Genomic DNA, 17,771 nt, shown 5'->3' on the forward strand with positions numbered 1-17,771 from the left:
GCCGTGAAGACCCCCAGAGTCGTCACCGCCACCGACACACCACCCCAGGGCGAGGCCACCTCCGCCACCTCCGCCTCCGCGCCACCGCGCCCGCGCGGCCTGCGGCACAACACCCGCTGGCTGATGGTCTTCCTCTGCTTCCTCGGCATGACCGTCAACTACATCGACCGCGCCACCATCTCCATCTCGCTGCCCTATATGACCGATGACCTGAACATCGGCCCCGAGTGGCAGGGCGTCATCCTCAGCATGTTCTTCGTGACGTACGCGCTGGGCCAGCTGCCCGCCGGGGCGCTGATCGACCGGTACGGCGAGAAGAAGATGTTCGCGCTCGGCGGGCTGGTCTGGTCGGTGGTCACCGTCGCCACCGGATTCGTCCGGGGCATCGGCAGCCTGCTGGTCGCGCGGCTGGCGCTGGGCGCGGGCGAGGCACCGGCCTACCCCTCGTGTGCCAAGTCCGTCTCCCGCTGGTTCCCGGTCCGCGAACGGGCGCTGGCCAACAGCGTCTGGGACAACGGCGCCCGCGCCGGTACCGCCGTCGCGGCCCCCGTGGTGACCGCGCTGATCGCCTGGCAGGGCTGGCGGATGGCGTTCTGGGTGACCGGCGGGGTCGCCCTGCTGTGGGTCGCGCTGTGGCTGAAGGCGTACCGCGAGCCCTCGGCGGGCGGCGGGATCAGCGCCGAGGAGCGCGCCTACGTCACGGCGGGCGGCGCCCGGCTGGAGGACGCCCCCGAGGAGTCCGGGAACGCTGCGCCGGAGGAGCCCGCGGTGCGCTGGCGCGATCTGTTCCGGTACCGCACGGTCTGGGGCATGATGATCGGCTTCTTCTGCCTCAACTACGTCATCTACTTCTTCATCACCTGGTTCCCCAGCTACCTCGTCGACGCCCGCGGCTTCGACCTGCTGAAGCTCGGCTTCTACGGCGCCCTGCCCGGCCTCGTCGCCATCGGCGGCAGTCTGCTCGGCGGCTGGACCAGCGACACCCTGCTGCGCCGAGGGTGGTCGGTGACCCGGGCCCGCAAGACCTGTCTGGTGTGCGGGATGCTGTTCTCCTCGGTCATCGCCTTCGCCGTGCTCGTCCCGAGCGCCATGTGGGCCCTGACGCTGCTGTCCGTCAGCTACGCGAGCCTGGCCTTCTCCGCAGCCTCGGTGGCCAGCCTGCCCGCCGATGTCGCGCCTACCCCGGGCCATGTGGCCTCGCTCGGCGGCATCCAGAACTTCGCGTCCAACCTGGCCGGAGTGCTCGGCTCGACCACCACCGGGCTGCTGCTGGGCTTCTTCAACCACTCGTTCGTCGCACCGCTGATGCTGTCCGGCGCGCTGTGCGTGGTCGGCGCCCTCACCTACGGTCTGGTCATCAAGCGCGTCGAACCCCTGCGGATCTCCGCCGCCTGAGCCCCTGGCCGGGGCCGCGAGCGGGGGACGGCACAATGGGCGCATGCCCCGACGCACGCGCCGTACCACCCCTGTGACCTGCCCCTGCGGACTGCCCGCGCCCTACGCCGACTGCTGCGGCCGCCTCCACCGGGGGGAGGCCCGGGCGGCCACGGCCGAGCAGCTGATGCGGTCCCGGTACAGCGCCTTCGCGGTGCGCGACGAGGCGTATCTGCTCCGCAGCTGGCACTCCACGACCCGGCCGCCCCGGCTCGAACTCGACCCGGGGCTCCGGTGGACGCGGCTGGAGATCCTCGGCACGACGGACGGCAGCGCGTTCCACTCGTCGGGCACGGTCGAGTTCCGCGCGCATTACGACGAGGGCGGGGGCGGCGGGGGCTCGGGCGCGCAACACGAGAACAGCCGCTTCGCGCGCGAAGGGGGCGCGTGGGTGTACGTAGACGGCGTGAGCCTGCCCTGACGCGCCCCCCGTCGGGCTGACCGGCGGCAGCCGTGCGGGGATTGTTCTCCATGATGTCGCCCACGCCTTCTGGCGCTCCGTCATCTCCATGGCGATGCTGGGGCGCTGTGCGTGGAAGCCACGCGCGTCCCATGGCCCCATGGAGCTGCCATGTCCCCTGTCGCGTTCACCAGACCCGTGGCGGCGCTGGCCGCCGCCTGTGCCCTTGTGCTGGGCGCCGTAGACCAGGCCGCCGCCGACAGTCCCCCCGCGCCCGAACCCCTCCCCCGGTCCTCGGCGGAGATGCTGCGGCCGGTCGCCCCTCCGGCGGCCGTGGGCCCGCCGTCCGGGCAACGGACCATCGCCGATGGCGACGGCATCCAGACCGCCCGCACGTCGCGGCCGATCGCCCCCGGGGTAAAGCTGACCTCGTACGACCGGCTGGAGTCGGACAAGTGGCTGCGGGCCGACGCGCTTTCGGTGGACCTCGCCAGCAGCGCGAAGGTCGACTATCTGCGCCCGGGCACGGTCGCCCGGCGCGAGACCGTCTCCCGGCTCGCCCAGGAGCACGACGCCGGGCCGGGGCGCCGCACGGTCGCCGCGATCAACGGCGACTTCTTCGACATCAACCAGACCGGCGCCCCCGAAGGCACGGGCATCGGCGACGGCCGGATCGTCAACTCCGCCGCGTCCGGCTCCGGCAGGGCGGTCGGCATCGGCCCGGCCGCCGCGGGGCGCGTCCTCCAGCTGTACTTCGACGGCACACTGACCCTCCCGGACGGCCCCCGTCCGCTCGCGGCGCTCAACGCCGCCAACGTCCCGGGAGGCGGCATCGGCGCGTACAACGCCCAGTGGGGCGAGGCGGACCGGGCGCAGACCGTAGACGGGGCGCGGCGCACCGCCGAGGTCACGGTCGTGGACGGCAAGGTCACCACGGCGCCCGGAGCGCCCGGCAAGGGGACGGTCCCGGCGGGCGCCACCGTGCTGCTGGGGCGTGACGCGGGGGCGGACGCCCTGGGCAAGCTGGCGGTCGGTGACGCGGTGTCGTGGGAGTACCGGCCGCGTACCGACAGCGGCGACACCCCGCGCACGGCGGTCAGCGGCCGTGAACTCCTCGTCGTGGACGGCGAACCGGTCGGCCACGAGGGCGAGGGCAATAACGTCGCGGCGCCCCGCACGGCCGTCGGCTTCTCCCGCGACGGCCGGACGATGCAGGTTCTCACCGTGGACGGGCGGCAGGCGGACAGCGGCGGGGTCACCCTCACCGAGCTGGGCCGGATGATGAAGGACGCGGGCTCCTACAGCGCGCTCAACCTCGACGGCGGCGGCTCGTCCACCCTCCTCGCCCGCGAACCCGGCAGCGACACGGGCCAGGTGGAGAACAGTCCGTCCGACGGCAGCGAGCGCCCCGTGCCCAACGGTCTCGCCTTCACCGCCCCCGACGGCAGCGGCCGCCTCCGGGGCTTCTGGGTGGAGACGGCGACCGGCGCGAGCGAGGCACCCACCGTCGATCCGGTCCGGGGCGGCCACCCGGAGCGGGTGTTCCCGGGGCTGACCCGCCGTCTCACCGCGGCGGGCTACGACGAGACGTACGGCCCGGCCGAGGGCGCACCGCACTGGCAGGCGGCCGACCCCCGGGTCGGACGGGTCGGCGCCGACGGTACGTTCACCGCGCGCCACGGCGGCGACACGGCGGTCGTCGCGCGGCGCGGCGCCGCCCGGGGCTCGCTCCGCTTGAGCGTGCTGGACGAGCTGGACCGGATCCGGCCCACCACCCGGCTGCTCGGCCTCGCCGACGCCGGGGCCACCGGCCGCTTCGGGATCGTCGGCCTGGACGCGCACGGCACCAGCGCGCCCATCGAGCCGTCCGACGTCCGGCTGAGCTACGACCACGCGCTGTTCGACATCGCCCCGGATCCGGCCACGGGCGACTTCACCGTCAAGGCGCGCGGCGACCGGGCCGCGGGCCAGGTCAGGGTCGCGGTCGGCGGCGCCGTCACCGTACTCGCCGTCACGGTCGGCCTCACCGATCAGCCGGAGGCGTCCTTCGACGACGCCGGGCGGTGGGTGTTCAGCCAGGCCCGCGCCTCCGGTTCGGCGAAGGCCACGCCCGATGGCCACAGCGGCACCGGGCTGGAGCTGACGTACGACTTCAGCCAGTCCACCGCCACCCGCGCGGCCTATGTCACCCCGCCGGAGCCGATCGCGGTGGACGGCCAGCCGCAGTCGTTCGGGCTGTGGATCAAGGGCGACGGCAAGGGGGCGTGGCCGACACTCCAGCTCAAGGACGGCGCGGGCTCGGACCAGTTGCTGCGCGGCCCGTACGTCACCTGGACCGGCTGGCGACATGTCGACTTCACGGTTCCGGCGGGGGTCGCGTATCCGCTGAAGGTGAGCCGCTTCTACCTCGCGGAGACGGGCGCCGCCCGCCAGTACACGGGTCAGGTCGTCCTGGACGACCTCACCGCCCGGGTCCCGCCGGGCGTCGAGCTGCCGAAGGAGGACGTACGCCCCGATCCGCTCATCACCACGGCCGCCCGCACCGAGGGCCGGGACTGGCGGTTCGCGGTGATGTCGGACGCCCAGTTCGTGGCCCGCGCCCCGGACAGCCCGATCGTGGCCCAGGCCCGCCGCACCCTGCGGGAGATCAGGGCGGCGAAGCCCGACTTCCTGGTCATCAACGGCGACTTGGTGGACGAGGGCTCCCCCGCCGATCTCGCGTTCGCCCGCCGCGTGCTCACCGAGGAGCTGGGCGACGCCCTGCCCTGGTATTACGTGCCGGGCAACCATGAGGTGATGGGCGGCTCGATCGGGAACTTCACCGCCGAATTCGGCCCCGCGCACCGCACGTTCGACCACCGGGGCACCCGGTTCCTCACGCTCGACACCTCCAGCCTGAGACTCAGGGGCGGCGGCTTCGACCAGATCAAGGCGCTGCGCGAGCAGTTGGACGCGGCCGCCTCCGCCCCGGGCATCGGCTCGGTCATGGTGATCGAACACGTCCCGCCGCGCGACCCCACCCCGCAGCAGGGCAGCCAGCTGAGCGACCGCAAGGAGGCCGCGCTGCTGGAGAACTGGCTGGCCGACTTCCGCCGTACGACGGGCAAGGGCGCGGCGTTCATCGGCAGCCATGTGGGCACCTTCCACGCCTCGCGGGTGGACGGCGTCCCGTATCTGATCAACGGCAACGCGGGCAAGAACCCGGCCACCCCGCCCGGTCAGGGCGGCTTCACCGGCTGGTCGATGGTGGGCGTCGACGATGTCCCGCCACGGCAGCGGGCCGAGGCGCGCCACGCGCCGTGGACCGGCGGGCCCGACTGGGTGTCGGTGCAGACCCGGGCCCATGTGGACGGGCTGACGGTCACCGCACCGGCCGAGCTGCGCGCCGGGCAGGACGCGGATGTCACGGCGGCGGTGATCCAGGGCGAGGGGGCCGGTGCCCGCACGGTGCCGGTCGGCGGGCCGCTCAGCGCGGACTGGACCGGTTCGCGAGACGTCTACGTCGGCGATGTGTCCCGCGCCCGGGCGCACCCGGGCCGCTATGTCGCCGCGTTCGACCCGGCGACCGGGAGGCTCATCGCGCTGCGCCCGGGTACGGCGACCCTCACGGTGGCCGTGAGCGGCGCGACGGCGCAGGCGCGCTTCTCCGTGACGGCGGCCGGGGCGCCCGCGGCGTGAAGCGCGACCGGTGGGGGCGGGGTTCCGCCCCCACCGGTCACCGGCATCAGGTGTCCCAGACCCGGCGGACCTGTTCGAAGCGGGTCGGCAGCGGAGGGCGGCGCGCGGCGTACCGGGCGTTCGTACGGTGGACGAAGCGGCGCCACGAGAGCACCAGCCCCTGCCGGGTGATGGGCAGCCCGGCGGCGACGGTCACCCCGTGGTCATGGGTGTGGTGCACGGTGAGCAGCAGCGCGTCCGGGATGGAGCCCTCCAGCTCGGTGCACAGCTGCTCGCGCACCAGCAGCCAGCGGCGCAGGACCAGGATCGTCCCGGCGTCCAGACCGTGTCGGCGCGGGATCCGGTGCTTGCCGTGTTCGATGGTCACCCATCCCGCGTCCAGGTCGAGTGAGGCCATGGTGCAGCGCAGCAGTCCGCCGTAGCGGGCGCCGCTGGCCCGGGCCAGCCCGACGATCACCGCGAGCCGTACCGTCTCCGGCTTCGCGCCGTTCTCCAGGGCCTGCACCGACAGCAGCCGCCAGATCCACTCCGCCTCCGCGGCCGACACCACCGGCCGTGGATACCGGTCCCGCTCCGTCTCCCCCGCCTTCGCCGTCACGCCGCCACCTTTCTCCTCCGATTATCCGCTTGGCACATTATTTCTGCCGAGTGGCGGGTCACAACCCCAGATCGCTCAGGCCCGGGTGGTCGTCCGGGCGGCGGCCGAGCGGCCAGTGGTACTTGCGGTCGGCCTCCGCGATGGGCAGATCGTTGATGGACGCGTGGCGCCGCGTCATCAGACCGTCGGCGCCGAACTGCCAGTTCTCATTGCCGAAGGACCGGAACCAGTTGCCGGAGGCGTCATGGCATTCGTAGGCGAAACGCACCGCGATGCGGTCGCCCTCGAAGGCCCACAGCTCCTTGATGAGCCGGTAGTCCAGCTCATTCGCCCACTTCCGGGTCAGAAAGTCGACGATCGCCGGGCGGCCGTGCGGGAATTCGACGCGGTTGCGCCAGCGGGAGTCGACGGCGTAGGCGAGGGCCACCTTTTCGGGGTCGCGGGAATTCCAGGCGTCCTCCGCCTGACGGACCTTCTGGAGGGCGGTGTCCCGGGTGAACGGCGGAAGCGGCGGGCGCTCGGTCACAATCTCTCCCTGTGCGGTGATCCATGGCTGACGGTTCACACGGTACGGTCGCCGCGTGCGTCTTCTGCTGATGTCCGACACTCATCTGCCGCGACGGGCCAAGGAGCTGCCGCGCGAGCTGCTGGACCAGGTGGCGCGCGCCGAAGCGGTCATCCACGCGGGCGACTGGGTCGACACCGCCACCCTCGATCTGCTGGAGGCGCGCTCGTCCCGGCTGATCGGCGTGTACGGCAACAACGACGGGCCCGAGCTGCGGGCGCGGCTGCCGGAGGTGGCCCGCGCGGAGCTGGGCGGGCTGCGCTTCGGGGTGGTACACGAGACGGGCGCGGCGCAGGGGCGTGAGCGGCGTTGCGCGCAGCGGTTCCCGGAGCTGGATGTGCTGGTGTTCGGCCACAGCCACATCCCATGGGACACCACATCGGCCGACGGACGACTGCGGCTGCTCAACCCGGGCTCCCCCACCGACCGGCGCCGCCAGCCGTACTGTACGTATCTGACGGCCACGGTCGAGGCCGGACGGCTGACCGCCGTGGAGCTGCACCGGCTGCCGCCCCGCCACTGAGGGCGCCGCGCGCTGCTGACGGCGGGCCTCGCCCTGTTCGGGGCCGGGCCCTGGGGTGGGCGATCGGCGTCGGGGCTCCGGCGTGGCCAAGACGGCGATCACGGCCGCGGCAGGCCTCGGTGCCCTCGATGGGCGCACGGATTGAACCCGCGGCCCGGTTGCGACAAAGTGAACATAAGGAACATATCCTTCTCCGGCTCGGTGGCCGCACACCGAACCCCGACCCGACGAGGGCGCCATGGCGTACTACGGCGAAGACAGCACTCCTCCGATGGGCACGCCCGCCCATGCCTCGCCCAGGAGCGCACCGGGCGTGCTGCGCGCCCATGACGTCGGCCTGCTGGTGGTGCGGCTCGGGGTCGGGCTGATCGTCGCCGCGCGGGGGGCGCAGCATCTGTTCGGCTGGTGGGGCGGGCTCGGGATCTCCCGGACCGCCGTGGAATTCGCCCACCTCGGCTACCCGGCGCCCCGGGCGATGGCCGTCTGCGCGGGGCTCACCGAGACCCTGGGCGGGCTGGGGCTCGCCGTGGGCCTGCTCACTCCACTGGCCGGGGCCGCCGTGGCGGGCACCATGGCCAACGCGGTGGCCGCCACCTGGAAGCTCGGCCTGTTCGGCGGTTTTGAGTTTCCGCTGCTCATCGGCGTATGCGCGGCCGGTCTCGCGCTGAGCGGGTCGGGGCGTATCGCCATCGACGGGCTCATTCCGGGGTTGCGGTCGCAGCGGCTCGGCTATGGTGTGGCAGCGCTCGTCCTCGCGGCGATCCTGGCGACGATCCTCATCCTGCTGCGCGCGTGACGTGGCACGCCCCGATCCGTCCGGCTGACGGTGAACGGGGCGCGGCGGTTCTCCGTATGGCTCTGTACGTGCCCTGGCATGCGGGGCGCGGATCGAACCCTACGGAGGAACCAGCTCATGACTGAACGGTTCACGCCTCCCATCCAAGCCCTCCCGGACGGGGACGCGGAAGTCCGTCTGGTGCTCCACCTGCCGTGGGACGTGGTCTCCGCGCTGGGTCAGGAGGCCGGGCGGCTGGCCGCCCAGATGCACCGGCCGGTGAGCCTGGACGAGGCGGTCAGCCACCGGCTGCGCACCCAGGCCATGAGCAGCGCCGCCCACGCCAAGCCCCAGCTGGAGCGGAACCAGCCCGCGCCCCCGCCGTCGCCCTCGGCGCAGCCCACGACCCGGTCCCCGGGCGAGCAGGCCCGGCAGGCGATCGACAAGATCAACGGTTCCGCCCCTTCCACCAACGGCGGCCACGCCGGGGCGGCCCCCGGCGGCGCCGGTCAGGGCGGCTCCCACAGCACCACCGAGACCTCCGGCCCGCCGCCCGGCGCCACCGCCGCGGACGCTCCCGCCGACCGCGGCATCCTGGAGCGCCCCGCCCGGGCCACGGGCCCGGTGAACGGGACCGCGCACGGCCCGGGGGCACTGAACGGGACGGCCACCGAGATGCCGAGATGAGCGCCAGGCCCTGTCCGGCGGATCTTCGCGGGGGATGACCGGGCGGGTCGCGGGGGTCAGGATCCGAGCGCGCCGAGATCGACCGTCGCGGCCATGGCCCGCGCCCCGTCGTCGTTGAGGTGCATGCCGTCGCCGCTGTCGAAGGCGGGGTGGAGATGGTCCGGGCGGGCGGGGTCCGCCACGGCCCGGGCGACATCGAAGACCGTGTCGAAGGTGCCGCTGTCGCGGATCCAGTCGTTCACCTCACGCCGTACGGTGATGCCCTCGGGCGTGATGTTGTTCGGGGGGACGGCCCCGGCGAAGGGGCCCAGGGTCGCGGCGTGGATCGCGAGTCCGGCGTCGTGCGCCCGCGCGGCCAACTCGGTGAATCCGGCTATCAGTTCATCGGCCGTGACCGGTGGCAGGCCGAGCATGCCGGGCAGTCCGAGGTCGTTCATGCCGAAGTGCACCAGGACGTGCCGGGCGTTCCCGCACGACAGCACGTCGCGCTCGAAGCGCGCCAAGGCGTGTTCGCCTATCTCGTCGGCTAACAGCCGGTTCCCCCCTATGCCCTGGTTGACCACCCAGCCGTGCCGCAGCCTGCGGTTGAGGGCGTCGACGGAGCGCCGGTTGGCGCCGAGGGTGGTGCCGACGCCCTCGAACCAGGAGTCCCCGAACGCGACGGTGACCGGCGTGTCCCGCTCCGCGAGCACATCGACCCCGGTCACATAGAACCCGGCCTGGACCTGTTCGGCACCGGGCAGGCCCGCCGCACCGGCGCGGTCCCCGGCCGCGACATAGGCCGTCTCGACGCTGGTGTGGGAGTAGGTGGCCGGTCCGGTGTCCTCCGGGAGATAGAGGCTGAGCACCAGGTCGGTGCCCGCCCTCACGGGCAGCGCGACCGGATCGCTGACGACCTCGCCGCCCGCGGGCACCGTCACCCGCCGCGAACCGCCGAAACGCAGCGCGGCATCGGTGGCCGTCTCGATCCGGTCGCCGCCACCGCGCACGGCCACCCTGGCGTCGGCCACGGTCAGGGGGGCGTGGCCGTACCGATTGGAGAGCCACACCCGCACCTGCTCACCGCCACCGGCCAGACGCAGTATCTGACGCACCGTCTGATCGCGGAACACCCGGGGCTCGTCGAACCGGAGCTTCTCGTAGGGGCTGATCACCGCGCTCCTGAACCCCGCCAGCCATCGAACACCCATGATGGGCCCTCTCCTTCCCCCGTCGGCGGTCTCACCATGTGTTCAACTGCGCTGTCGCGTCAGTTGAACACCCGCCGGGCATGGCTGGAGGACCGCTGAGAATGTGAATACGCATCCTGCGGCCTGCCGCCGGGCCGCGTCCAGCGATCTGTGACTCTTCAGCCGGTTTCGCCGACTTCCTGCGCGAACTCCGCCCACATGCCCGCGTATTCCCTCGCCAGGTCGGCCACCAGATCCGTACAGTGCGAGGGCACCGCCTCGGCCAGCTTCAGCAGCTCCTGCCGCTGCATGGCGCTGCGCTGCAGCAGACGAAGCAACCGGCGGCCGCTCTCCTTGTGCCGCAGGGACGGATCGCGTAACAGCTTGACCATGGGCGACAAGTCGGTCGGCCGCATCGGCCTGATGGCGCTCACGGTGGCCCCGGCGGTCCTGCCCAGCGAGGTGGCGCAGCTCTTCGTGCCGGTGGCCGACTGCTTCGGGTGCCCATTCCGGTCCGGCACGGGGAGCCGGCCGGAGGCGAGTCGCTTCCGGACATCGCTGACCGTCGCCGGTGAGATGCCGACGGTCCGCGCCACCTCGCGCAGGGAGGCGTGCGGGCGCTCCGTCAGCAGTTCGGCGGCCCTCCTGCGGCCTTCCGCGCTGTCCGACGGCCGGACCTTGCCGTCCCTGCCAATACGGGCCTTCGGATGCGGTGTCACATCGGTCAGGGTGGACCGCAGCCCGGCCACGGTCTTGGCACCGAGACCGGCGGTGCGCGCGACCGTCCGGTCCGAGAGATGCGGAGACGAGACGAGGATGCGCGCCGCCGCCGCCCGGCGGTCCTCCCGGGACAGCGGAAGGCCGTGCGCCATGTTGGACCGGACCGCGAGGAGGAACGCCTCCTCGGCCGTGCCGTCGAAGAAGCGCACCTCGATGGTCTCCTGGCCCTTCGTCCAGGCGGCCATGAGGCGGTGCATGCCGTCGATCACCCGCATCGTGGACCGCTCCACGACGATCGGCGGAAGCGGACCGTCAACTTCCGCCAGCCGGGCGACATGCGCGGCGTCTTCTCCTCGCAGCCGCGGAGAGAGACCGGGCACGAGCGACGAGATCGGCACGGGCTCGGCCTCTTGGGGGAACGCCCGGGTCAAAGTCCGCGCCCTGGACGGGACGTCGGAATCCTCTTGCTCGGATTCCAGGGGATGTGCGCTGCGGTCGGCCATGTGACTGAACCTCTTTCATCCTGAGTCGCCTGGGTGAAATGGCCTGGTCGGGGAGGCGTCCCTGGGGCGGCGCCCTGGCGGGGCACCGATGGGACACCGCGAACTCCCCTAGCACTACCCGCGCTGTTCAGGATGAAAGAGGTTCACCGACTCATCTCCCCCACATTTCGAACACCCTCGGCGCACCGCTGCACTGTACACAGAACCGGGCGTTCAACGGCGTAGGAGAATTGCACGGAACTGCGTTCCGGAAACATGGGGTCGAAGCCGCGGCGGACAATTACCGATAACCGGCGAAGTAGTACCCCATTGTGGCGCGCCGGGCGAATGCCCGCACGATGGGGTACATGGTTCACAGGATGAGTTCGCTGCCGTCCGCCAGGACCTCCGCGCCCGCTCGCCGCACCGCCGCACTGGCGGAAGAGGAGGGGTCGAGAAGGGGGTTGGTGTTGTTGAGGTGGGTGTAGATCCGGCGCAGCCCCGGGTGGCGGGCGAGGGCCGCCAGGCTGCCGCCGGGTCCGGCCACGGGCACATGGCCCATCAGGGACTGACCGGCGTCGCCGGAGCGGACGGCCGTGCCCAGTTCGTCGGCGCTGAAGAAGGTCCCGTCCAGCAGGGCGCAGGACGCCGAGGCCAGCAGGTCGTCGAACCCGTCCGGCCAGGTGGCCAGGCAGGGGGCGTAGACCAGGGCGCCGCCGGTCGCCGGGTCCTCGACACGGTAGGCGCTCACCCAGGGGGCGCCGGGGTCCGGGCCGTCGACGTACTTGGGGGCCTTGGCGCTGACGGGGTGCGCGGTGACGGTGAGCCCGCCCGCCAGGTCGAAGCCGGTGCCGTCCCGCCACTCCCATGGCGCATAGCGGTCCAGCAGGCCGCGCAGCGGCAGGTCGGCGGTGAGCGCGCCGATGACCGGGGGCGCGGCGTGCACAGTCAGGTCCGCGCCGCCGCGCATGATGGTCAGCCCCAGGGCGTGATCGACCTCGGCGTCGGTGAGCAGCACGCCGCGCACGGGGGTGTCCCGTGGCCCGGGGCCGGGTGCCAGGGCGGGCGTGGCGAGGAGCTGGGTGCGGATGTCCGGGGAGGCGTTGAGCAGCCACCAGTCGCGTCCGTTGCCGCTGACGGCCGCGCACTCCTGGGAGCGGGCGGGCAGTTCGCCCCGGTGGCAGCGGGCGCACAGCGCGCAGGCGCAGTTCCACTGCGGGAACCCGCCGCCCGCGGCGGTGCCGAGCAGGATCACCCTCATGGGGCCACCGGCTTCCGGGGGACGAACGCCAGGTCGGCCGCCGCCAGGCCCGCTTCCATGCCTTCTTCCAGGCCTTCTTCCAGCGCCGCGTCGACCAGCGGCCGGTGCGGGGAGAGGCCGCAGACCGGATCCGTGGCCGCCGCGTCGCCCGTGAGCTGGAACGCCTGGCAGCGGCAGCCGCCGTGGTCGGTGTGGCGCTCGGGGCAGGTACGGCACGGTTCGCGCATCCAGCCGGTGCCGCGAAAGGCGTTGAACGCCTGCGACTCGTACCAGATCTCGGACAGCGGGCGGCGCAGCGCGTTCTCCCTCGGCAGCGTGGTGATGGCGTACGCCGCCGGGCACGGCAGCACGTCCCCGGTGGGGGTGACGGTCAGCTGGGTGCTGCCCCAGCCGTCCATGCACGGCTTGGGCCGGTCCGCGTAGTAGTCGGCGGTCACGTAGACGATTTCGGGACCGCCCGCGTGCTTGTCCCGGGCGCGCCGTACGGCCTGGCGCGCGGCGGCGAGCTGGTCCGGGGTGGGCAGCAGCGCGGCGCGGTTGCGCAGCCCCCAGCCGTAGTACTGGGTGTTGGCCAGCTCGATCCGGTCGGCGCCCATACCGACGGCGAGGTCCACGATCTGTTCGGCCCGGTCGATGTTGGCGCGGTGGAGGACGACGTTGACGGTGAGCGGCAGCCCGGTGGCCGTGATCGCCTCCGCAGCCTTCAGCTTGGCGGCGTGCACCCGGGCCCCGGCGATCAGGTCTCCGGCGCCGGGGTCGGCGTCCTGGAGGGAGAGCTGCACATGGTCGACTCCGCGCTCCGCCAGTTCCCGCGCGCGCTCGGCGGTCAGGCCGACGCCGCTGGTGACGAGGTTGACGTAGGCGCCGAGCTGGCGCGCCCGGCCGACCAGCTCCGGCAGATCCGGGCGGGCCAGCGGCTCACCGCCGGAGAAGTGCGTCTGTACGACGCCGAGCGCGCGGGCCTGGGCCAGGATGTCCGACCACTGCTCACGGGTCAGCTCCTCGGAGCGGCGGACCAGCTCCAGGGGGTTGGAGCAGTAGGGGCAGTGCAGCGGGCAGCGGTGGGTCAGCTCGATCAGCATGCCCAGCGGGGGCCGGGCGGTGGCGTCATGGGCGGTCGCGTCACGGGCGGTGGCGTCAGCCATCGAGATCCACCACCCGGCGTTCCGCCAGCCGCCGCAGCAGCTCAAAGACGTCGTCCGCGCTCACGCCCTCGTACTCCTCGCCGAGGCGCTCCACGATGCGGCCGACGTCGGACGCGCCGTCGCAGAGGGCGAGCACCGCCGCCGCGGTGTCGTTGAGCACCACGACGCGTTCGGGCAGCAGGGCCAGCTCGCCGCGTACCGGATCGCTGGTCAGCCGGACTCCGGTCCGCAGCCGCGGCACCGTGGTTTCTGGCAGGCCGGTCATGTGCGCGTACCTCCGTTTCCCGAGTGGTAGTCGAGCGCGTCGAGGACGGCGCTCAGCCGGGGCCCACCACCTCGATGTCCACCGCGAAGCGCACACCCGGCAGGACGAGGCGCTCGGAGAGCACCTCGTCCTGACCGAGCCCGACCGCTTCGGCCAGCCTGAGCCATTTCTCCGCACCGCCCGAGGAGGAGTCCGACGAGCGCCTTCCGGAATTCGGCCTCGCTCCACGGGGCGCCGACCTCATGCGTCACGGACATCGAAATGACTGCGCCCTTATCAGCGACCGTGCGTCAGTCGCGGGCGAAGTACGCGGTGACTTCCAGCGCGGTGTCGAAGGAAACGAAATCGGGACGGTGCCAGGCCTTTTTGACTCGGCGTTCCTTGTCGGCTGTCCGCATACGACTACTCCCTTTCACAGAACGGTGTTTGTCGAATGTGCGAGAGTTGCGAGAGTGAGGCTAACGACACCCGCGAGACGGCGGCAATATCCGGCCCGGTGTTCAACGCGGGGCGGCAACGACCGCCTCTGGTAGGGTGAAGTGCGAGTGATGTGCGACAAAGGAGAGGCAACCGTGGTTGTGGCGGGTGACGACGACATCTCCGGATGATCCGGATGTCAGCGGACACAGATGCGCGTCAGCCGTCTGTGGTCGTATCCCCATGCCTTGACCACCGCACCCTCCGGGCCGCTTTTGTGCGCCCGCGTCATCTGCGAGGCCTCCCTTCATGTCCGAAGCCGCTATCGTCTGCTCGAATCTCTCCTTCTCCTGGCCCGACGGCACTCCGGTGTTCCAGGATCTGTCCTGGTCCGTGGGTGACGGCCGCACCGGCCTGGTCGCGCCGAACGGCGCCGGGAAGTCCACCCTGCTCCGGCTGATCGCGGGCGAACTCAGCCCGAACCGCGGCGGCGTGACCGTCAAGGGCCTGCTCGGCTATCTCCCCCAGAGCCTCCCCCTCACCCTCGACCTCACCGTGGCCGAGGTGCTGGGCATCGCCCCCATCATCCAGGCGCTGGACGCCATCGCCTCCGGGGATGTGGGCGAGGAGCACTTCACGACGGTCGGCAACGACTGGGACATCGAGGAGCGCAGCCGTATCCAGCTCGACCGCTTAGGCCTCGGCGACATCCCGCTGACCCAGCGGCTGCACGCCCTCAGCGGCGGCCAGGTCATCTCCCTCGGTCTCGCGACCCAGCTGATCAAGCAGCCCGATGTGCTGCTCCTGGACGAGCCGACCAACAACCTCGACCTCGACGCCCGCCGCAAGCTCTACGGTGTGCTGGAGAACTGGCCCGGCGCTCTGCTGGTGGTCAGCCACGACCGGGAGCTGCTCGACCGCATGGACCGGATCGCCGAACTCGACACGGGCGACATGCGGTTGTACGGCGGCAACTACACCGACTACGAAGAGGCCGTGCGGGCCGAGCAGGAAACCGCCGAGAAGAACATCCGCACCGCCGAACAGCAGGTCAAGCGGGAGAAGCGGGAGATGCAGCAGGCCCGTGAGCGGGCCGCGCGCCGGGCCGGAGTCGGCGCCAAGGCCGCCAAGAAGGGCAGCATCCCCAAGATGGCCGCCGGTACGCTCAAGCGCCGCGCCCAGGAGTCGGCGGGCAAGGCGAACGACACGCACGGCCAGCGCCTCGCCGACGCGAAGGCCAAGCTGGACGAGGCGAGCCGGGCGCTGCGGGATGACCGCAGGATCACCCTGGAGCTGCCCGACACCAACGTGCCCTCGGGGCGCACCGTCTTCCTCGGCGAGGGGATCCACGTCCGGTACGGCGAACGGGAGCTGTTCTCGGGCGAGGGCGTCGACCTCTCGATCCGGGGACCCGAGCGCATCGCGCTGACCGGCCCCAACGGCGTCGGCAAGTCCACGCTGCTGCGCGTGATCAACGGTGAACTCGACGCGCGGGCGAGGGAGTTCAAGCGGGCGGACGGCCGGGTCGCCTACCTCTCCCAGCGCCTCGACACGCTGCCGCTGGACCGCAGCGTCGCGGAGTGTCTGGCCTCCTACGCGCCGCAGAAGCCCGAGGCGGATCGGATGAATCTGCTGGCCCGCTTCCTCTTCCGGGGTCCCGCGGCGCATCTCCCGGTCGGGGCGCTGTCGGGCGGTGAGCGGCTGCGCGCCACCCTGGCCTGTGTCCTGGGCGCCGAGCCCGCGCCACAGCTCCTGCTGCTCGACGAGCCGACCAACAACCTCGACCTCGACAGCGTCGAGCAGCTGGAGGGGGCGCTCAACTCGTACGAGGGCGCGTTCATCGTGGTCAGCCACGATGAGCGGTTCCTCAAGGAGATCGGGGTGAACCGCTGGCTGCGGATGTCGGATGGCCGTCTGCGCGAGACCGGGGCGCCCGCCGGTGACTGACGCATCCACACCACAGACCGGAGGGCAGGACGTCCTCTCCGCCGACCACCGCTCCGCGCACCTCCTCGGCGAGAACCTCCACTGCGCGCTGGGGGACCGCATGGTGCTGCGCGACGTCTCCCTCAAGGTGTCCCACGGCGAGCGGGTGGGCCTGATCGGGGAGAACGGCCGGGGAAAGTCCACCCTGCTGCGCGCGCTCGCCGGAGAGCTGACACCGCAGCGCGGCCAGGTCGTGCGCGCCGTGACCGGCCAGGTGGGGTTTCTTCCGCAGCGGCCGGACTTCCCCGCCGACGCCACCATCGAGGACGTGCTCAGCCGGGCGACCGCGGAGTTCGGGGAGCTGTCCGCGCGGATGACGGCCGCCGAGGAGCGGATGGCCTCCGCCGAGGGCGACCTCGACGCCGTACTGGAGGAGTACGGCCGTCTGCAGGAGGAGTTCAGCCGCCGGGGCGGCTGGGAGCTCGGCGCCCGCGTCGGTGAGGTGCTGGACGTCTTCGGCCTGGCCGGGCTGGACCGAGGGCGCCACACCCGGACCCTCTCGGGCGGCGAGCGGGCCCGGCTGGCGCTGGCCTCGCTGGTGCTCACCGAACCGGCCGGTCTCCTGCTGGACGAGCCGACCAACCACCTGGACGACCGGGCGGTGGACTGGCTCGTCCAGTGGCTCGCGCGGTACCAGGGCCCGTGCCTGATCGCCTCGCACGACCGGGTGCTGCTGGACACGGCCGTCACCGCCATCGTCGACCTGGACGGCCCCCGCGGCTCCACCGTGCGCTACGGCGGCGGCTACCGGGACTACCTGGACGAACGCGCCGCGGCCCAGGAGCGCTGGCGGCAGCGGTACCGCGACTGGAGCCAGGAGCTGGCCGAGGCGCGGCGGCGGCTGCACCGGGCCCATACGAGCGGCCGTGTCTTCGGGGGCCGGGGCGACAACGACAAGCTGTCCTACAACGCCGCCGGGAGCGCCGCCCAGGCGGCCGTAGCCCGTACGGCCCGCTCCGCCCAGCAGCAGCTGCGGCGGCTGCTGGACGACAAAGTGCCGCGTCCGCCGGAGCCGTTGACCTTCACTCCCCCGCCGGAGGCGGACCCGGCGGACGGGGTCCCGGAACCGGCCGACGGGGTGCTGTTGCGGGCCGAGGGCCTGACCGCCGGTGAGGTGCTGCGGGACGCCGACCTGGAGTTGGCGCCCGGCGCCCGGTATGTGATCACCGGCCCGAACGGCGCGGGCAAGTCGACGCTCCTGTCGGTGCTGGCGGGCGAGCGGGCCCCCGACGCCGGGGTGCTGGAGCGCGCGCCGGGGCTGCACATCGGATATCTGCCGCAGGACAGCGACTTCGGCGCGGAGCGCGGCAATCTGCTGGACACCTTCGCCGCTCGCCGCGCGGCCCATGTCGAGGACGCGGCGGCCGAGCTGACCAGGTTCGGACTGTTCGGACCCGCCGACTTCGACACCCCGGCGAACCGGCTGTCCGTGGGCCAGTGGCGCCGTCTCGAACTCGCGCTGCTCTTCGCCCGGCAACCGCATCTGCTGCTGCTCGACGAGCCCACCAACCACCTCAGCCTGGTGCTGGTCGAGCAGCTGCTGGAGGCGGTGGAGGGCTTCACCGGGCCGGTGGTCATGGTCACCCATGACCGCGCGCTGCGCGAGCGCCACCGGGACAGGCTGCTGGAGCTGTCCGGCGGGCGGCTGGTCCGGCCTGGCTGAGGC

Annotated in this window: 17 protein-coding genes; 8 read left to right on the forward strand and 9 right to left on the reverse strand. The window is 72.4% G+C overall.

Annotated features, from left to right (window positions below):
* Nucleotides 1-3: 3 nt before the first annotated feature.
* The 3 genes from ACWC5C_RS14795 to ACWC5C_RS14805 all read left to right on the forward strand — a co-directional run bounded on the left by ACWC5C_RS14795 (nucleotide 4) and on the right by ACWC5C_RS14805 (nucleotide 5,512).
* Nucleotides 4-1,395, forward strand: coding sequence for an MFS transporter (locus ACWC5C_RS14795; protein WP_450875770.1), 1,392 nt, complete (start codon nucleotides 4-6; stop codon nucleotides 1,393-1,395).
* A 43-nt stretch (nucleotides 1,396-1,438) separates the two neighbouring features.
* The gene (locus ACWC5C_RS14800) at nucleotides 1,439-1,855 is read left to right on the forward strand and encodes a YchJ family protein (protein WP_450875771.1); all 417 of its coding nucleotides are present in this window, start codon (nucleotides 1,439-1,441) and stop codon (nucleotides 1,853-1,855) included.
* Nucleotides 1,856-2,005: 150 nt separating this feature from the next.
* Nucleotides 2,006-5,512, forward strand: a complete 3,507-nt coding sequence (locus tag ACWC5C_RS14805) for a phosphodiester glycosidase family protein (protein ID WP_450875772.1) — start codon at nucleotides 2,006-2,008, stop codon at nucleotides 5,510-5,512.
* 46 nt (nucleotides 5,513-5,558) lie between these two features.
* On the opposite strand, the gene ACWC5C_RS14810 is transcribed toward ACWC5C_RS14805, so the two are convergent.
* Nucleotides 5,559-6,110 (reverse strand): tyrosine-type recombinase/integrase, encoded by a 552-nt coding sequence (locus ACWC5C_RS14810; protein ID WP_385439228.1) that lies wholly within the window; start codon nucleotides 6,108-6,110, stop codon nucleotides 5,559-5,561.
* A 58-nt stretch (nucleotides 6,111-6,168) separates the two neighbouring features.
* Nucleotides 6,169-6,636: a nuclear transport factor 2 family protein gene (locus ACWC5C_RS14815; protein ID WP_450875773.1), complete on the reverse strand. Its 468-nt coding sequence runs from the start codon at nucleotides 6,634-6,636 to the stop codon at nucleotides 6,169-6,171.
* Nucleotides 6,637-6,691: 55 nt separating this feature from the next.
* Between ACWC5C_RS14815 and ACWC5C_RS14820 the strand changes: the two genes are divergently transcribed.
* The 3 genes from ACWC5C_RS14820 to ACWC5C_RS14830 all read left to right on the forward strand — a co-directional run bounded on the left by ACWC5C_RS14820 (nucleotide 6,692) and on the right by ACWC5C_RS14830 (nucleotide 8,660).
* Complete coding sequence (locus tag ACWC5C_RS14820; protein ID WP_450875774.1) at nucleotides 6,692-7,198, forward strand: metallophosphoesterase family protein; 507 nt, start codon at nucleotides 6,692-6,694, stop codon at nucleotides 7,196-7,198.
* Nucleotides 7,199-7,436: 238 nt separating this feature from the next.
* On the forward strand, nucleotides 7,437-7,994 hold the full coding sequence (locus ACWC5C_RS14825; protein WP_450875775.1) for a DoxX family protein: 558 nt from the start codon (nucleotides 7,437-7,439) through the stop codon (nucleotides 7,992-7,994).
* Nucleotides 7,995-8,111: 117 nt separating this feature from the next.
* Nucleotides 8,112-8,660 (forward strand): hypothetical protein, encoded by a 549-nt coding sequence (locus ACWC5C_RS14830; RefSeq protein ID WP_450875776.1) that lies wholly within the window; start codon nucleotides 8,112-8,114, stop codon nucleotides 8,658-8,660.
* A gap of 56 nt (nucleotides 8,661-8,716) precedes the next feature.
* On the opposite strand, the gene ACWC5C_RS14835 is transcribed toward ACWC5C_RS14830, so the two are convergent.
* The 7 genes from ACWC5C_RS14835 to pqqA form a co-directional block, all read right to left on the reverse strand.
* Nucleotides 8,717-9,850 carry a GDSL-type esterase/lipase family protein gene (locus tag ACWC5C_RS14835; RefSeq protein ID WP_450875777.1) on the reverse strand — a complete coding sequence of 378 codons (1,134 nt, stop codon included), beginning with the start codon at nucleotides 9,848-9,850 and terminating at the stop codon, nucleotides 8,717-8,719.
* A gap of 158 nt (nucleotides 9,851-10,008) precedes the next feature.
* Nucleotides 10,009-10,947 carry a ParB and winged helix-turn-helix domain-containing protein gene (locus ACWC5C_RS14840; RefSeq protein ID WP_450875778.1) on the reverse strand — a complete coding sequence of 313 codons (939 nt, stop codon included), beginning with the start codon at nucleotides 10,945-10,947 and terminating at the stop codon, nucleotides 10,009-10,011.
* 457 nt (nucleotides 10,948-11,404) lie between these two features.
* A complete protein-coding gene (gene pqqB / locus ACWC5C_RS14845; RefSeq protein ID WP_450875779.1) occupies nucleotides 11,405-12,292 on the reverse strand; it encodes a pyrroloquinoline quinone biosynthesis protein PqqB in 888 nt (295 codons plus the stop codon).
* Nucleotides 12,289-13,437 (reverse strand): pyrroloquinoline quinone biosynthesis protein PqqE, encoded by a 1,149-nt coding sequence (gene pqqE, locus ACWC5C_RS14850; RefSeq protein WP_450875780.1) that lies wholly within the window; start codon nucleotides 13,435-13,437, stop codon nucleotides 12,289-12,291. The genes pqqB and pqqE overlap by 4 nt, the downstream gene beginning before the upstream one ends.
* On the reverse strand, nucleotides 13,430-13,702 hold the full coding sequence (gene pqqD / locus ACWC5C_RS14855) for a pyrroloquinoline quinone biosynthesis peptide chaperone PqqD (RefSeq protein WP_450875781.1): 273 nt from the start codon (nucleotides 13,700-13,702) through the stop codon (nucleotides 13,430-13,432). The genes pqqE and pqqD overlap by 8 nt, the downstream gene beginning before the upstream one ends.
* 52 nt (nucleotides 13,703-13,754) lie before the next feature.
* Nucleotides 13,755-13,946, reverse strand: coding sequence for a hypothetical protein (locus tag ACWC5C_RS14860; protein ID WP_450875782.1), 192 nt, complete (start codon nucleotides 13,944-13,946; stop codon nucleotides 13,755-13,757).
* 46 nt (nucleotides 13,947-13,992) lie between these two features.
* Nucleotides 13,993-14,100 carry a pyrroloquinoline quinone precursor peptide PqqA gene (gene pqqA / locus ACWC5C_RS14865; protein ID WP_450875783.1) on the reverse strand — a complete coding sequence of 36 codons (108 nt, stop codon included), beginning with the start codon at nucleotides 14,098-14,100 and terminating at the stop codon, nucleotides 13,993-13,995.
* 328 nt (nucleotides 14,101-14,428) lie between these two features.
* On the opposite strand from pqqA, the gene ACWC5C_RS14870 reads away from it, so the two are divergent.
* Both ACWC5C_RS14870 and ACWC5C_RS14875 read left to right on the forward strand, forming a co-directional pair.
* Nucleotides 14,429-16,066: an ABC-F family ATP-binding cassette domain-containing protein gene (locus ACWC5C_RS14870; protein WP_450875784.1), complete on the forward strand. Its 1,638-nt coding sequence runs from the start codon at nucleotides 14,429-14,431 to the stop codon at nucleotides 16,064-16,066.
* Nucleotides 16,059-17,768 (forward strand): ABC-F family ATP-binding cassette domain-containing protein, encoded by a 1,710-nt coding sequence (locus ACWC5C_RS14875; protein ID WP_450875785.1) that lies wholly within the window; start codon nucleotides 16,059-16,061, stop codon nucleotides 17,766-17,768. Before ACWC5C_RS14870 ends, ACWC5C_RS14875 begins: the two co-directional genes overlap by 8 nt.
* The last annotated feature ends 3 nt before the right edge of the window (nucleotides 17,769-17,771 follow it).

The organism is Streptomyces sp. NPDC001700 (assembly GCF_053596435.1).